General features: G+C 63.4%; 11 protein-coding genes and 1 tRNA gene. 6 read left to right on the top strand and 6 right to left on the bottom strand.

What is annotated here, in order from left to right; translation table 11 throughout:
- Nucleotides 1-214 precede the first annotated feature (214 nt).
- The 3 genes from YWC_RS0117580 to YWC_RS0117570 are packed head-to-tail and all read left to right on the top strand — an operon-like array spanning nucleotide 215 to nucleotide 4,194.
- Nucleotides 215-1,048: an undecaprenyl-diphosphate phosphatase gene (locus YWC_RS0117580; protein WP_027866556.1), complete on the top strand. Its 834-nt coding sequence runs from the start codon at nucleotides 215-217 to the stop codon at nucleotides 1,046-1,048.
- Nucleotides 1,049-1,062: 14 nt separating this feature from the next.
- Entirely contained in the window at nucleotides 1,063-2,886 is a 1,824-nt protein-coding gene (recQ, locus tag YWC_RS0117575; protein ID WP_027866555.1) for a DNA helicase RecQ, read from the top strand.
- A gap of 9 nt (nucleotides 2,887-2,895) precedes the next feature.
- Nucleotides 2,896-4,194 carry a sugar MFS transporter gene (locus YWC_RS0117570; RefSeq protein WP_027866554.1) on the top strand — a complete coding sequence of 433 codons (1,299 nt, stop codon included), beginning with the start codon at nucleotides 2,896-2,898 and terminating at the stop codon, nucleotides 4,192-4,194.
- Nucleotides 4,195-4,221: 27 nt separating this feature from the next.
- Here YWC_RS0117570 and trmB read toward each other — a convergent pair whose 3' ends face one another.
- On the bottom strand, nucleotides 4,222-4,902 hold the full coding sequence (trmB, locus tag YWC_RS0117565) for a tRNA (guanosine(46)-N7)-methyltransferase TrmB (RefSeq protein ID WP_027866553.1): 681 nt from the start codon (nucleotides 4,900-4,902) through the stop codon (nucleotides 4,222-4,224).
- A gap of 158 nt (nucleotides 4,903-5,060) precedes the next feature.
- Here trmB and YWC_RS0117560 point away from each other — a divergent pair, with 158 nt between their 5' ends.
- The gene (locus tag YWC_RS0117560) at nucleotides 5,061-6,176 is read left to right on the top strand and encodes a succinylglutamate desuccinylase/aspartoacylase family protein (RefSeq protein ID WP_027866552.1); all 1,116 of its coding nucleotides are present in this window, start codon (nucleotides 5,061-5,063) and stop codon (nucleotides 6,174-6,176) included.
- Here YWC_RS0117560 and YWC_RS0117555 read toward each other — a convergent pair.
- Both YWC_RS0117555 and YWC_RS0117550 read right to left on the bottom strand, forming a co-directional pair.
- Nucleotides 6,166-6,822: a DUF6064 family protein gene (locus YWC_RS0117555; RefSeq protein ID WP_027866551.1), complete on the bottom strand. Its 657-nt coding sequence runs from the start codon at nucleotides 6,820-6,822 to the stop codon at nucleotides 6,166-6,168. The two genes, YWC_RS0117560 and YWC_RS0117555, sit on opposite strands and share 11 nt — an antisense overlap.
- Entirely contained in the window at nucleotides 6,819-7,730 is a 912-nt protein-coding gene (locus YWC_RS0117550) for an aldo/keto reductase (RefSeq protein WP_027866550.1), read from the bottom strand. Before YWC_RS0117550 ends, YWC_RS0117555 begins: the two co-directional genes overlap by 4 nt.
- Before the next feature lie 94 nt (nucleotides 7,731-7,824).
- Between YWC_RS0117550 and YWC_RS29900 the strand changes: the two genes are divergently transcribed.
- Complete coding sequence (locus YWC_RS29900) at nucleotides 7,825-9,090, top strand: sialidase family protein (RefSeq protein ID WP_051306532.1); 1,266 nt, start codon at nucleotides 7,825-7,827, stop codon at nucleotides 9,088-9,090.
- A gap of 44 nt (nucleotides 9,091-9,134) precedes the next feature.
- Here the strand turns inward: YWC_RS29900 and YWC_RS0117540 are convergent.
- A tRNA-Gly gene (locus YWC_RS0117540) sits at nucleotides 9,135-9,208 on the bottom strand.
- A gap of 269 nt (nucleotides 9,209-9,477) precedes the next feature.
- On the opposite strand from YWC_RS0117540, the gene YWC_RS32160 reads away from it, so the two are divergent.
- The gene (locus YWC_RS32160) at nucleotides 9,478-11,532 is read left to right on the top strand and encodes an ATP-binding protein (RefSeq protein ID WP_169728134.1); all 2,055 of its coding nucleotides are present in this window, start codon (nucleotides 9,478-9,480) and stop codon (nucleotides 11,530-11,532) included.
- Nucleotides 11,533-11,610: 78 nt separating this feature from the next.
- Here YWC_RS32160 and YWC_RS0117535 read toward each other — a convergent pair whose 3' ends face one another.
- Both YWC_RS0117535 and YWC_RS29895 read right to left on the bottom strand, forming a co-directional pair.
- Entirely contained in the window at nucleotides 11,611-12,636 is a 1,026-nt protein-coding gene (locus tag YWC_RS0117535; protein ID WP_027866549.1) for a TraB/GumN family protein, read from the bottom strand.
- An 84-nt stretch (nucleotides 12,637-12,720) separates the two neighbouring features.
- Entirely contained in the window at nucleotides 12,721-14,760 is a 2,040-nt protein-coding gene (locus YWC_RS29895) for a methyl-accepting chemotaxis protein (protein WP_084416473.1), read from the bottom strand.
- Nucleotides 14,761-14,769: the final 9 nt, after the last annotated feature.

Below are 14,769 nucleotides of genomic sequence, written 5' to 3'. Positions count from 1 at the left end.
GTCCAGTGTAGCACGCGTTCGGGCTGGTGGCGCACGGAAGAATTTTGCTGTCATGCCGATGAGCTAACCCTGCGGCAACCCGGGCGCGGTACAATCTTGCACCGGACACAGCAGGCGACGTCGCCTGTTGCAATCATGTTAAGCTTCGGCCCCGCCGTACCTCCACGGAATACCCGACAGCCCCCGCATCAGCCGATCTCATTCTAACGCATACATGGACATCCTTCTCGCCGTCAAGGCGATCATCATGGGCCTGGTCGAAGGCTTCACCGAGTTCCTTCCGATTTCCTCCACCGGCCACCTGATCCTCATGGGCAGCCTGCTCGACTTCACCGGCCCGAAATCGGTCGTCTTCAAGATAGTGATCCAGGCCGGCGCCATGCTGGCGGTGGTCTGGGAATACCGCGACCGCATCGCCCGCGTCCTCAAGGGACTGGGGGCGGACCCGGTCCAGCAGCGCTTCGCGCGCAATGTCGTGATCGCCTTCTTCCCGGCCGCCATCGCCGGCGTGCTGTTCAGCTCGACGATCACGGAACTGCTGTTCCATCCGGTGCCGGTGGCGATCGCCCTGGTCATCGGCGGTATCCTGATCCTGTACGTGGAGCGGCGCAACCGCCTGCGCCCGACAGCGGCGCGCGTCGAGACGGTCGAGGACATGAGCGCGCTCGACGCGCTCAAGGTCGGCCTGGCCCAGTCCTTCGCCCTGATCCCCGGCACCAGCCGCTCCGGCTCGACCATCATCGGCGGCATGCTGTTCGGCCTGTCGCGCAAGGCGGCCACCGAATTTTCCTTCTTCCTCGCCATGCCGACCATGCTGGGCGCCACGGTATACTCCGTGTACAAGGAGCGCGCGCTGCTGTCGGCCGCCGACCTGCCCCTGTTCGGCCTGGGATTCTTTTCCGCCTTCCTCGCGGCCTTCCTGTGCGTACGCTGGCTGCTGCGCTATATCAGCTCGCACGACTTCACGATCTTCGCCTGGTACCGTATCGTATTCGGTATCCTGGTCCTCGTGACCGCCCATTTCGGCCTGGTGACCTGGGCTGAATAAACACTAAGCAGAGTATGACAAGCGAAATCGGCGCGCGCGCCCTCCACGTTCTCGAAACGGTCTTCGGCTATCCCGCCTTCCGCGGGCAGCAGGCCGACATCGTCGAGCACGTGGCCAGCGGCGGCGACGCACTCGTCCTGATGCCCACCGGCGGCGGCAAGTCGCTGTGCTACCAGATCCCGGCGTTGCTGCGCGACGGGGTGGGCGTGGTCGTCTCGCCGCTGATCGCGCTGATGCAGGACCAGGTCGACGCCCTCGAAGAAGTCGGCGTGCGCGCCGCCTTCCTGAACTCCACCCAAACCTTCGAGGAAACCCTGCGCATCGAGCGCCTGGTGCGCAGCGGCGAGATCGACCTGGTCTACGTGGCGCCCGAGCGCCTGCTGACGCAGCGCTGCCTGGAACTGTTCGACGTCTCGCCGATCTCGCTGTTCGCCATCGACGAGGCGCACTGCGTGTCGCAGTGGGGCCACGACTTTCGTCCGGAATACATCCGCCTGTCGGTCCTGCACGAGCGCTACCCGGGCATTCCGCGCATCGCCCTTACCGCGACCGCCGACCTGCAGACCCGCGAGGAAATCGCGCACCGCCTGCAGCTCGACGACGCGCGCAAGTTCGTCTCGTCCTTCGACCGCCCGAACATCCGCTACTCCATCGTCGAGAAGACCACCGGCCGCAAGCAGCTGCTTGATTTCATCAGCAGCGAGCATCCGCAGGATTCCGGCATCGTCTACTGCCTGTCGCGCAAAAAGGTCGAGGAAACCGCCGACTTCCTGAACGAGCACGGCATTCGCGCCCTGCCCTACCATGCCGGCATGGAGTACAGCCAGCGCGCCGCGAACCAGTCGCGCTTCCTGCGAGAAGACAACATCACGATGGTGGCGACCATTGCTTTCGGCATGGGTATCGACAAGCCCGACGTGCGCTACGTCTGCCACCTCGATCTCCCCAAGAGCCTCGAGGGTTATTACCAGGAGACCGGCCGCGCCGGCCGCGACGGCCTGCCGGCCAGCGCCTGGATGGCCTATGGTTTGCAGGACGTGGTGCTGCAGCGCCGGATGATCGACGAATCCGAAGCCGACGAAACCTTCAAGCGCGTGCTGTCGATGAAGCTCGACGCCATGCTCGGCCTGTGCGAAACGCTGTCCTGCCGGCGCATGCGCCTGCTCGACTACTTCGGCGAGCGCTCCGGCCCCTGCGGCAACTGCGACACCTGCCTGATCCCGCCGATCCAGGTCGACGGCACGGTGCCGATGCAAAAGCTGCTGTCGGCCATCTACCGCGTCGACCAGCGCTTCGCCGCCGGCCACGTGATCGACGTGCTGCGCGGCGCGCAGACCGAGCGCATCAGCCAGTGGCACCACGACAAGCTCACCGTGTACGGCGTCGGCGCCGACCGCTCCGAGCAGGAATGGCGGGCCATCGTGCGCCAGGCGATCGCGCTCGGCTTCGTCACGGTCGACCACGACGCCTTCAGCTCGCTCAAGCTGACCGACGCCGCGCGCCCGGTGCTCAAGGGCGAGCAGAAGGTGCAGTTGCGCCAGTACCAGAAGCCGGTCAAGGCCAAGCGGCCTTCGTCGCGCGCTGCCGGCAGCTACGAGGAACTGGAACTGTCGCGCTCCGAGCAGGCCATCTTCGAGCGCCTGCGCACTTGGCGCATGGGCACAGCGCGCGAGCATGGCGTGCCGGCCTATGTCGTGTTCCAGGACGCGACCCTGCGCGAGATCGCCAAGGTCAAGCCGGGCTCGCTGGACGCGCTGCGCGGCGTGTCCGGAGTCGGCGAGAAGAAGCTGGTGTCCTACGGCGATGAAATCGTCGCCATCATCAACGAGATGATGTAGAAACACTTCATGGCTATCCCCACTCCCACCAGCACTACCGCGGCGCCCGACAAGGATGGCGCCCAGGCCGCCGTGCCGCAGAACGCGGCCAGCCTGCAGACCTTCGTCTTCGCGCTGTTCTTCGTCTTCGGCGGCATCACTAGCCTGAACGACGTCATCATCCCCAAGCTGAAGGACCTGTTCACGCTCAGCTACGCCCAGGCGATGCTGGTGCAGTCGGCCTTCTTCGCCGCCTACTTCTTCGTCTCGATCCCGGCCGCCGCCATCGTGCAACGCCTCGGCTACATGCGCAGCGCGGTGGTCGGCCTGGTCACGATGGCCGTGGGCTGCCTGCTGTTCATCCCGGCGTCCTACTCGGGCGTGTTCGCCACCTTCCTGCTGGCGCTGTTCGTGCTGGCCTCGGGCATCACCATCGTGCAGGTGGTCGCCAATCCGCTGATCTCAATGCTGGGCAAGCCGCAAACGGCATCCAGCCGCCTGACCTTTGCCCAGGCCTTCAATTCGCTCGGCACCACGGTCTTCCCCTACGTCGGCGCGATCCTGATCCTCGGTTCGCTGGCGACGGTCGATGTCTCGACCCTGAGTGGCGTCGCGCTCGACGCCTACCGCCAGGAAGAAACCCGGGTCGTCGTGAACACCTACATCGGCCTGGCGATCGCGCTGGCCCTCTTGGGCGGCGCGGTATGGATGAACCGCCACAAGCTGGTGGAGACGGCGGCGCCCTCGGAAAACATCCTGCACGCTTTCGATCTGCTCAAGCAGCCGCGCTTCGCGCTCGGCGCGCTCTGCATCTTCCTGTACGTCGGCGCCGAGGTGGCGATCGGCTCGATCATCGTGAACTACCTGATGGAATCCCACGTGCTTGGCCTGAGCGCGGAGGCGGCGGGCAAGCACGTGCCGCTGTACTGGGGCGGCGCCATGGTGGGCCGCTTCATCGGCGCCGCGCTGCTGCGCATGTTCTCGCCGGGGAAGGTGCTGGCCTTTGCCGCCACGGTGACGATCGGCTTGCTGCTGGTGTCCGCGAACAGCACCGGGGCGGTGTCGGGCTGGTCGCTGCTGGCCATCGGCCTGTTCAACTCGATCATGTTCCCGACCATCTTCACGCTGGCCTGCGAGGGCCTCGGCAAGCGTACGGCGGAAGGCTCGGGCGTGATCTGCGTGGCGATCGTGGGCGGCGCCGTGGTGCCGCTGCTCATGGGTTATACGGCCGACGTGGCCGGCCTGAAGATGTCGCTGGTCGTGCCGGCGCTGTGCTATGCGGTGATCGTGTACTTCGGGCTGTACGCGCGGCGAGCGCATCGCGCATAAAAAAACGCGCCGTTCGGCGCGTTGTTTTCACTTCTTGACGAACACCAGGTCCCAGACGCCGTGGCCCAGCTTGAGGCCGCGGTTCTCGAACTTGGTCAGCGGCCGGTATGCCGGCTGCGGCGCATAGCCTTCGGCCGTATTCTGGAGCAGGGGCTCGTTGCCCAGCACCTCCAGCATCTGCACCGCGTAGTCTTCCCAGTCGGTGGCGCAGTGAATGTAGCCGCCCGGCGCCAGCTTGTCGCACAGGACCTTCACGAACGCCGGCTGGATCAAGCGGCGCTTGTTGTGGCGCGCCTTGTGCCACGGGTCCGGGAAGAACACGTGCACGCCGGCCAGCGAACCATCAAGGATCATGTGGTTCAGCACCTCGACCACGTCGTGCTGGATCAGGCGCAGGTTCTCGATGCCCTGCTCGCCGATCTGCTTGAGCAGGCTGCCCACGCCCGGGGTGTGCACCTCGACGCCGATGAAATCCTTCTCCGGCATCAGGCGCGCGATGTGCGCGGTGGTGTCGCCCATGCCGAAGCCGATTTCCAGGATGACCGGCGCCTTGCGCCCGAAAGCGGCTTCCAGGTCCAGCGTCTCCTTTTTATACTCGATCAGGTACTTGGGACCGAGCTCCTCCAGCGCGCGCGCCTGGGCGGTCGACAGGCGGCCGGCCCGCGTGACGAAGCTGCGGATGCGGTGTTCGGTCGGATCGTAAAGCATGGAACGCGCCGGGCCGGGGGTAGGCTTTTCAGAGGACATGGGGAGTGATAGTGAGGAAAAAACGGCTGTCATTATAGCCCAGCCGGGAGCGTGCGAAGCCTCCCGGCGGAATCGCGGATAATCGTGCTTTATCCATGCCGAGCCCAGGAAGCCTGTCCATGCAATCAGTGAAACACCCGATCGCCGTCGACGAGAACGTCGCCACCGCCCACCTGACTTCCTTCCACTACGGCAGCCCGGGGACCGGTAAAAAGGTGTACATCCAGGCCGCCGTCCACGCCGACGAGGTGCCGGCCATGCTGGTGGCCCACTTCCTGCGCCAGGAACTGGAGCGCCTGGATGCCGAAGGCCGGATCAAGGGCGAAGTCATCCTGGTGCCGGCGGCCAATCCGATCGGCCTGTCGCAGGTCATCCACGGCGCGCCCTTCGGCCGCTACCACCTGACGACCGGCACCAACTTCAACCGCCTGTACAGGCACGTGGGGGACGAGCTCAAGAAATCGCTCGAAGGCAAGCTCGGCAGTGACGTGGACGCCAACATCGCCCTCATCCGCGAGCACGCCCGCCACCAGATCAGCCTGTGGGAACCGAATGACGACGTCGAGACGCTCAAGAAGACCCTGCTGTCGATGGCGATCGACGCCGACATCGTGCTCGACCTGCACTGCGATAACGAAGCATTGATGCACATGTACACCGGCACGCCGCTGGTGGAAAGCGTGGAGCCGCTGATGGCGCTGCTGGGCGCGCGCGTGCTGCTGGTGGCCAAGGCTTCGGGCGGAGAGGCCTTCGACGAAGCCTGCAGCCGCCTGTGGTGGGAGCTGGCCGACCACTTCGAGGGCACGGCAATTCCCCCTTCCTGCATCGCGGTCACGGTCGAGCTGCGCGGCGAGAACGACGTGCGCTACGACTACGCGCGCCAGGACGCTGCCGCCCTGCTGCAGTATCTTGGCCATGCGGGCGTGCTCGACATCCCGCTCGAGCCGCTGCCGGAAACGCCCTGCCGCGCGACGCCGCTCAATGCCGTCGAGCCGCTGTCCGCCCCGCATGCCGGCGTGCTGGTCTTCCACAAGAAGCTGGGCGAGCTGGTCGAGGCGGGCGAGCCGGTGGCGGACATCGTCAACCCGGTCAGCGGCCAGGTGACGAGCTTGTGCGCCGAACACGCCGGGCTGCTGTTCGCGAGCACGGCGCACCGGCACCTGTTGCGCGGGATGCACGTGTGCAAGATCGCGGGGACGGAATCTTTCCGCTCGGGCGACCTGCTCAGCGCCTGAACTTCCCCCACACGACGGCGCCCAACGCAAGCAGCGCCGTTACCGCCGGCCACCAGGGCCGCGATGCATCCAGCTCGAGCAGCGTCGCGGTACTGATGGCGCACCACAGCAGCGGAATCACCCACAGCGGCCAGGGCGCGCGCCAGAACATCAGTACGCCGAGCGTGAGCATGGCGGTCGGATCGGGGGCGAGGCCGAAGACCTCGGCCTGCCACCAACTACGGCCATGCAATGGCGCCAGCAGCGGATAGCCGGCCAGCACGAGCAGCACGAGGGGGAAGGCCATGCCCACCGCAGGGGTGAGCACGTCGGGCTGCGCCGGCGCCTTCCAGGCCATCCAGGCGTGCAGGCCGGCCTGCAGGAAGAAGGCGGCAGCGAAATACGGCGCACCGGTGTTGATGTCGGCATAGCGCTGCAGGTGGTAGGCCCAGCCTACCCACAGCCAGGCCGCGGCCAGCAGCGTGAACGCGATCCGTGCGCTGGCCAGGCGCCGGTGCATGATGCCGCCCAGGATGACCGCACCCGCCGCAACAGCCAGCAACTGCAGCGGCCACCACTCGCGGTTCATCAGCTCGAACTGGCGATGATAGGTCCGCGCCGAGAACATCAGGAAGTCCGACAGCGAGTACGTCCACCACTCGCTCATGCCAGCCTTTCGACATCCTGGACGATACGCCGGCGCAGCGCCTCGTCCGGCAGCGGCCCGCTCGCGGCCAGCAGGTTCTCGCGCACGTGGGCGACGCTGGAGGTGGCGGGAATCGCGCAGGTGACGCTTGGATGCGCGACGATGAACTTGAGCAGCGCCTGCGCCCAGCTGGTGCAGCCGATCTCCGCGGCCCAGCCGGGCAGGCGCTTGCCCGCCAGCGCCCGGGTCAGGTCACCCTGCCGGAACGGCCGGTTGACAATCACGCCGATGCGCCGCTCGCGCGCCAGCGGCAGGATGCGCTGCTCCACCTCGCGATCGAGCGCGTTGTACGAGATCTGCACGAAGTCGATCGGCTGGCTCGCCATGATTCTCTCGATCTCGCCATGCCGGCGCCCTTCGGAGGTGGTGATGCCGACGTAGCGCAGCCGCCCTTCCCGCTTCATCCGCAGCAGCATCGGCAGGTGCGCTTCCCAGGCCAGCAGGTTATGCACCTGCAGCAGGTCGAAGCGCGGGATCTGCCACAGGCGGCGCGAGGTTTCAAGCTGCGCCGACCCCTGCGCGCCTTCACCGGTCCACACCTTGTCGGCCGAGAACAGCTGCGCGGGCTTGAGCTTGCCCACGGCTTCGCCGATCACCTCCTGCGCCGAGCCGTACATGGGCGAGGAATCGATGAGCCGGCCGCCGCCGGCGAAGAACTGGCGCATCACCGCCGCGCACTCGGCGCGGGCTTCGGGATCGCGGCCGACGTTGAAGGTAATCCAGCTGCCCAGGCCGACGACCGGCAGCTGTTCGCCGGAAGAGGGAATGGCGCGCGTGAGTAGTGCGGGACGCCCCTGGGCATGGGCGAAGGCCGGCAGGGCCAGCAGCGAGGCGAGCACGCGGCGGCGTGATCGGGAAGCGAGTTGCATGCGGGCGCTCCTTGGCGGATGGGACGAGTAGGATCGAGCATACCGCGCCGGCGCCGGGCGCGGCGCATTCCCTGCCGGCGCCTGGAGGAACCCGATGCGCCTTCACATTCGCACCCGCCTGCTCGTCATCGCCATGCTGCTGGCCTGCGTGCCGGTCCGGTCGGCGCCGGACCGCGATGCCATGTCCTGGCTGCCCGTGCAGGAAGTCGCCAGCGGTGGCGGCACCAAGGGTCCGTGGCGCCAGAACGATTCGCAGTACGACTATGTGGACGACGGCACCCTCGCCTTCCTGGCCGGCGGCGGCCTGGCCGTGGCCTGGGTCGACCAGCGCCGCAAGGAGGTGCTGCTGCAGGTGCTCGGGGCAGACGGCCGCGCACGCGCCGCGCCGGTCGACGTGTCGCGCAGTCCCGCCACCTTTTCCTGGATGCCGCGCATCGCGGCGGGTGGCCCGGACACGCTGCACCTGCTCTGGCAGGAGATCATCTTCTCGGGCGGATCGCATGGCGGGGACATCCTGTATGCGCGCTCGCTCGATGGCGGCCGCAGCTTTTCCCGGCCCGTGAACCTGTCGAACTCGCTCGGCGGCGACGGCAAGGGACGCCTGGACCGCGATACCTGGTCAAACGGCAGCCTGGACCTGGCGGTGGGCGCGGACGGCAAGGTCTACGCGGCCTGGACCGAATACGACGGCGCCCTGTGGCTGGCGCGCTCGCGCGACGGCGGGCGCAGTTTCACGCCGCCGCAGCGGATCCCGGGCGACGACAAGCGTCCGGCCCGTGGCCCGTCGCTTGCGCTTGGCGGCGGCAAGGTTTACCTGGCATGGACGGTGGGCGAGGATTCGGACGCCGACATCCGCGTGAGCAGCTCGCTGGACGACGGCGCCAGCTTTTCTCCGCCAGTGCTGGTCGGGGCCAGGGCAGCGCGGGCCGATGCGCCGCGCCTGGCGTTTGATCGCGACGGGCGGCTGCATCTCGTCTATATGGAGCAGGCGGGGAAGCAGCCGGCGGCGATCCGCCATGCGCGCTCCGACGGCCCCGAGCTGGCGTTCGGCACACCACGCACACTGTCCACGCGCGGTGAAGCGGCGATGGCGCCGCAGCTGGCGATCGATGCGCACGGCCGCGTGCATATCGCATGGGAGTCGGCGCAGGGGCTGCGCTACAGCCGGGATGCTGGCGCCCCGGTAACCGTGCCGCACAGCGAACCAGCTGCGGGAGCACACCAGGGCAGCCAGCAAGGCCTGCTTGGCAAGAAGCTGGCGGCCGGCGACGGGATGGTCGCGCTGGTCAACAGCAGCCTCGCCCAGGGGCAAGGCAGCCGGGTGTGGGTAATGCGGGGTCGCCTGCCCGATTCCCGCTGAAGAGTCGGCGGCGTGACAGCTTGGGGAAATGGGATACTGAAGACTGGAGCGGGTGAAGGGAATCGAACCCTCGTCTTAAGCTTGGGAAGCTCCTGCTCTACCATTGAGCTACACCCGCGTTGCCTGCATTCTACGCGCGTTTGCGTGTCTTTGACAAACGGATCCAGTCGCGCACATTCTAGAAATCAATGTAAAGTGGATTGTTAGTCTCCGAGACAATTCTATCGGTAGCATTCACATAGCCTGTGTCTGCACATGTGCTCTAGATTTCAACTTCGTTACGACGCTCTAGCTCACCTCTCAATGTATGCGTCCTAGCTAACAATTTTTTGAGTTTTTCGCCGGTTTGCATGGCATACTACCAAGATGAATATAGCAGAGGTTGATATGGACGCATTGATACTTAAAGACCGAATTCTGAAAACGATTGAGTTAAGGGAAAGCCAGTTCCGCGAGTTCAAAAGCGCCCTTCACGGTGAGCCTGGGAACAAACGTCCGCGCGACGTAGGATCAGTTGCTAAAGATATTTCTGAAACTCTCGTCGCATTTGCGAATGCTGACGGTGGCGAACTTTTAGTAGGCGTCGAAGACGATGGAACAATAACTGGCGTTAAATATACTGAACAACAATTAGAAGTTCTACTCAAAGCTCCGAGAACTGGAGTTCATGTAGAGACGCCGCTACCAAGCCCTCACTCTTCAAAAGTAGTGATCGATGGAAAAACAATTCTGTACTTCTATATAGATAAAAGCACCAAAGGTATTCACCAAACTAGCGATGGTAGATGCCTGCAACGACGCGACCTCGAGTCAGCACCTGTCGCAGCCTCAAGGCTCCACTTCGAACGGCAGGAGCAATTGTCTCGCCAATATGATCGAGAATTTGTAGATGGGGCTTTAGTAACAGATCTAAATCTTGATTTAGTGACTGCGATTTCTGAAAGTACTGCAAAGATGTCGCCCGAACGCTGTCTCCAATATTTGGGGTTAGCGGAATACGGAGTTGGGATTCTACGTTTGCGCCGAGCAGCACTTCTTCTTTTTGCAGACAACATAGAGAAATGGCACCCCCGCTGTCAAGTTCGCGTGGTTCGAATTCGAGGGACTGAACTTGGAAGCGGGCGCGAGTACAACGTAGCGACTGACGAGCCAGTAACCGGAAACATATTAGAGCTGTTAAGTAAAGCATGGGAGCAGCTAAGACCTCACTTAGTTGGAACCAAATTTACTGATGAGGCGCTTTTCAAAGAGCGTGTTATGTATCCAGAAGATGCATGCAGAGAAGCACTTATTAATGCGATCACGCACCGTGATTACAGTATCGAAGGAAAAAATATTGAAATCCTTGTATACGATGATCGTATGGAAATCCGCTCGCCTGGCGCCCTTCTCTCAACAATTTCGGTTGAAGAGTTAAAACGTCAACAGGGCCTGCACGAATCCCGCAATGTCCATATTGCCCGCGGATTGCGGGAAATTGGATATGTGCGAGAGATGGGTGAAGGAATGCGCCGGATTTTTAAACTAATGAAAGATGCAGACTTAGTTTCCCCTGAGCTTCGTTCGGAGCCAGGAAATTTTGTTATCACGCTTTTCCATAAATCGGTTTTCTCAGCATCGGATCAAGCATGGCTATCGGGTTATCAGCCATTTAAGTTATCTCGAGAGGAAATGTTGGTCTTGCTTGCGGGGAAATCCGGGGAGTTAATGTCGCCTCAGCAAATATATGATCTACTAGGATTTCATGATTGGGATTTATATCGCATATTGCACGAGCAACTGACGGGCAAAGGATTATTGATAAATACAAAAGCTCCGAAGAGCGGGTCAGCTAAGCGAGGCGGCCGCAGAAGAAGTATTGCTCGAATTCAAATTCGGCAGCCTGCTGAGGTTGAAGCGATGCTCGGTGAATTCTTCTCAGTCCTTCGACAGCAAACCTCAACTCAGTTAGTTGATGTTAAATTTCTTAACGAGCTTCTAGAAGCTTTGCCAGAGTCAAATATTTACAAGTCAACCATCAAACGCCTCCGAATTCTTCTTGTTGATTTAGAATTAATCTTGGCTGATGGAAAACCTACAGCCGCGTTGCAAAGACATTGGAAAAGCATTAATCCTGTTGAGAGAATCTCTGCCGCACCAGATATGGCCGTAGAGGCCAAGCCTATAATTTCAAAAGCGCCTACTGATTTAAAAACGGGTGAGACCGAACAAATTTATGTAGGAAACCTGCGCTATGATGTAAGTGTAGAACAGATCCGCACTTTGTTTTCCGGATTGGGCCTAGTCAGCGGAGTGGATATGCAAGTCGATTATGTCACAGGGAAGAATAGGGGTTTTGCTCTAGTAAAAATGGCAGACCGTATAATTGCCGCAGAAGCTATAAAGAAATTAAATGGGACTGACTTTATGGGACGTAAGTTGCGTTTAGCTTGGAAACGTTAATTAGAACGGCTTTGCTCCAAGATAGCTATCATACAAGCGCGAAGTAATTCCCAGCTTCGCGCATCTATAGGTCAGTTACTATTCCGGCTGCTCCACCGTATAGCCCTTCGCCGCCAGCATGGCCATCAGGCCCTTCGGATCGAGCAAGTCCTTCATCGCCAGCACCGCGAAGGTCGAGCTGTTCTTCGCCAGCGCGGCCTCCACATTGGCGAGCCACATGGCGCGATGGCGCTCTTCCGCTCCCTGGAAGGCCGGATGGTCGCGCAGCACCGCGCTGTTGCGGATCGCGTTGCTGCAGCTTTCCTGCTCGTTGAAATCGAGCTTGCGGATGGCGTCGATATCGCCCTTGGCCCAGGCGTTGGCGCGCACGCGCATCGCATCGATGTCGGTTTCCAGGCGTTTCAAGGTGTTCGAGAAGCAGGCGACGTCGTCGAGCTGCGATTTCTTGAAGTCCTTGATCAGCTGGCGCGGGTTGTCGATCTTCACTTCATTGACCGTCCGGGTCACCTTGAGCTTCTTCTGGTCGACGATCTTCTCGACCTGCTTGCGCACGTCGGTGCTGTTGGTCAGGCCGGCCTGCTTCAGCGCGGCACTGAACAGCTCATTGGCCACGAAGATCGGCCGGTCGCGCTCCTTGTTCTTGGGCAGGTATTTTTCCTTGAGCGGCAGCCAGCGCGCGTAGACCTCGGCCGGGAGCACATCGCGGAGCTGGGCGTCGTCCGGATTCTTGTTGACGCCGATGAGGCTGGGCAGCGCCAGCGCCATCTTGAAGTAGGACGCCTCGACCTTGGTGACCGGCGGCGCCAGGTATTCCTGCGAGCGGCCAATCACCGCTTCGACCTCGTGCGAGCGCCAATCCATCTTGACCGGCAGCGGAGAATAGGTCCCGAAGATCCACAGCACGTGCTCGTCCTTCGAGACCTTCCACATGCCCGGACCGGGCTTCTGGCCGACCACCAGGATCTGTTCGGGCGCGGCCGGCGCCTCGTCGCTTGACGCGGCGCTCGTTGCCGCAGGCGCTGCGGCAGGATCGGCGGTCTGGGCAAACGACGGCGCTGCGCACAAGGCCAGGCACAGCGCCGGCAGGATTGCAAATTTCAGCATCAGGACACCTTTGTTGTTGGTTGTCCGTCAAGCTTAGCCCTGCAATATGAACCGAAACTTAACAGGCTTGGGCTACCCTCTTTTTCATGCCGCCTGCATGAGGCGCTTGGGGACGGGAGCCGCCAGCGTCGAACGCGCGGCCAGCTGCGGCTCGCTCCCCTCGAGCTTGAACTCGCCCACCAGCGCCACCAGTGTCGCCGCCTGCTGCTGCAGGCTTTCCGCCGCGGCGGCCGCCTCCTCGACCAGGGCTGCGTTCTGCTGGGTCACGCCGTCCATCTGCACGATCGCCTGGTTGACCTGGCCGATGCCGGAGCTCTGCTCCGCGCTGGCGGCGCTGATCTCGGCGACGATGTCGCTGACGCGGCGCACGCTCGACACGACTTCGTCCATCGTCTTGCCCGCTTCCTCGACCAGCATGGTGCCCATGCTGACCTTGTCGACCGAGTCGCCGATCAGGGTCTTGATCTCCTTGGCGGCGGCGGCGCTGCGCTGCGCCAGGTTGCGCACCTCGGTCGCCACCACCGCGAAGCCGCGGCCCTGCTCGCCCGCACGCGCCGCTTCCACGGCGGCGTTGAGCGCCAGGATGTTGGTCTGGAACGCGATGCCGTCGATGACGCCGATGATGTCCACCACCTTCTTCGAGGCGTCGCTGATCGAGGCCATGGTGCCGACCACCTGGGACACGACTTCGCCGCCGCGCGTGGCGACCTCGCTCGCCGATTCGGCCAGCTGGTTGGCCTGGCGCGCGTTGTCGGCGTTCTGCTTCACGGTACCGTTCAGCTCTTCCATCGAGGCCGCGGTTTCCTCGAGCGCGCCGGCCTGCTGTTCGGTGCGCACCGACAGGTCGGCGTTCCCCTGGCGGATCTCGCTGGATGCCACCGCCACGGCGTCGGAGCTGCTGCGCACGCGCGCCAGCACGTCCTGGATCTTGGCCACGAAGACGTTGAAGCCGCGGGCGATGTCGGCCAGTTCGTCGTTGCCCTTGACGGCCAGGCGCGCGCTCAGGTCGGCGTTGCCGCCGGCCAGGTCGGTCATCGCCTGGCCCAGCACGCGCAGCGGACGGGTCAGGCGGCGCAGGACCGTCACCATCACCAGCGCGGCGGCCGCCGCGCACAGTACGGCGACCAGTGCCGCATAAGCGGCCAGCTCGCGCGCCGGGGCGGTCGTCACGCTTTGCGGGAAAGCCAGTGAAATGGCCCATGGCGCCATGTCCTTGCTGACCTGCAGCGGCTGCAGCACGTGCACGATGCCCTTGTCGTCGAGGTACTCGTAGGGCTTACCCTGCTTGACAGCTTCCAGCGCCGCAGCAGGCAGGTCCTCCGCTTTCTTGCCGTTGCGGGAAGTGTCCTTGTGGCTGGCGTACATGCCGCCGTTCGAGATCAGCGCCAGCGTGCCCTTGTCCATGATCTTCATGTTGGCCAGCATCGTGCCGAGACCGGTGAGCGGGAAGTCGCCGGTGAAGGTGCCCTTGAACTGGCCGTCCACCATGATCGGCGCCGCCAGCGTGGCGATCGCCTCGTCCTTGCCGTTGATCCGGTACAGGTAAGGCTCGGTGAAATGGGCCCGGCCGGTCGCCTTCGGCACGTCGTACCAGTCGTTGCCGCCCGGGGTGGTGACGAACACGATCGGCTCGACGTTGACCTTGCCTTGCGGGCTGCGCGTCCAGTAAGGCATGTAGCGGCCGGTGGCGTCGTACAGCGGCGCCTGGCCGGCAAACTCGGCATCCTTGCCGTCCAGCGCGTCCGGTTCATAGGCCGCCGAACTGCCGATGAAGTCTTCCGAGCCCACCAGGGTGGCGCGCACCAGGTCGGCGACCTGGGTGCGCGTCAGCGCCTGCCCGCCTGCCTGGGTCGAGGCCAGCACGGTGGCCGCGCTTTCCAGCGTCGCCAGGTTCGATGCAATGCGGCTCTCGAGCATTGCCGACGCCTGCAAGGTCAGCGTCCGCGCCTGGCGCATCGCGGCTTCCTCGGCGCTCTGGCTGTTCTTGACCGCGATAAAGCTCGATGTCACACCCAGGCTGGCCACCACCAGCAGGGTGGCGGTGACGCAGATCTTGGCGCTCAGGGACAGGGAAAAACGGCGCGATGCATGCTGTGCTTGATGCGCTGCCTGGTGCTTGTTCATGGTCGTCTC

The sequence above is a fragment of the Massilia alkalitolerans DSM 17462 genome (assembly GCF_000427785.1).
Classification (GTDB): domain Bacteria; phylum Pseudomonadota; class Gammaproteobacteria; order Burkholderiales; family Burkholderiaceae_D; genus Telluria; species Telluria alkalitolerans.
This window is presented reverse-complemented; position numbering and strand designations above follow the sequence as displayed.

Bases quoted from the DNA above. Each gene is read 5' to 3' on its own strand.
- YWC_RS0117555 (WP_027866551.1), bottom strand. From the start codon at position 6,822: ATGAGCGAGTGGTGGACGTACTCGCTGTCGGACTTCCTGATGTTCTCG.
- YWC_RS29900 (WP_051306532.1), top strand. From the start codon at position 7,825: ATGCGCCTTCACATTCGCACCCGCCTGCTCGTCATCGCCATGCTGCTG.
- YWC_RS0117560 (WP_027866552.1), top strand. From the start codon at position 5,061: ATGCAATCAGTGAAACACCCGATCGCCGTCGACGAGAACGTCGCCACC.
- recQ (WP_027866555.1), top strand. From the start codon at position 1,063: ATGACAAGCGAAATCGGCGCGCGCGCCCTCCACGTTCTCGAAACGGTC.
- YWC_RS29895 (WP_084416473.1), bottom strand. From the start codon at position 14,760: ATGAACAAGCACCAGGCAGCGCATCAAGCACAGCATGCATCGCGCCGT.
- YWC_RS32160 (WP_169728134.1), top strand. From the start codon at position 9,478: ATGGACGCATTGATACTTAAAGACCGAATTCTGAAAACGATTGAGTTA.
- YWC_RS0117570 (WP_027866554.1), top strand. From the start codon at position 2,896: ATGGCTATCCCCACTCCCACCAGCACTACCGCGGCGCCCGACAAGGAT.
- YWC_RS0117580 (WP_027866556.1), top strand. From the start codon at position 215: ATGGACATCCTTCTCGCCGTCAAGGCGATCATCATGGGCCTGGTCGAA.
- YWC_RS0117535 (WP_027866549.1), bottom strand. From the start codon at position 12,636: ATGCTGAAATTTGCAATCCTGCCGGCGCTGTGCCTGGCCTTGTGCGCA.
- YWC_RS0117550 (WP_027866550.1), bottom strand. From the start codon at position 7,730: ATGCAACTCGCTTCCCGATCACGCCGCCGCGTGCTCGCCTCGCTGCTG.
- trmB (WP_027866553.1), bottom strand. From the start codon at position 4,902: ATGCTTTACGATCCGACCGAACACCGCATCCGCAGCTTCGTCACGCGG.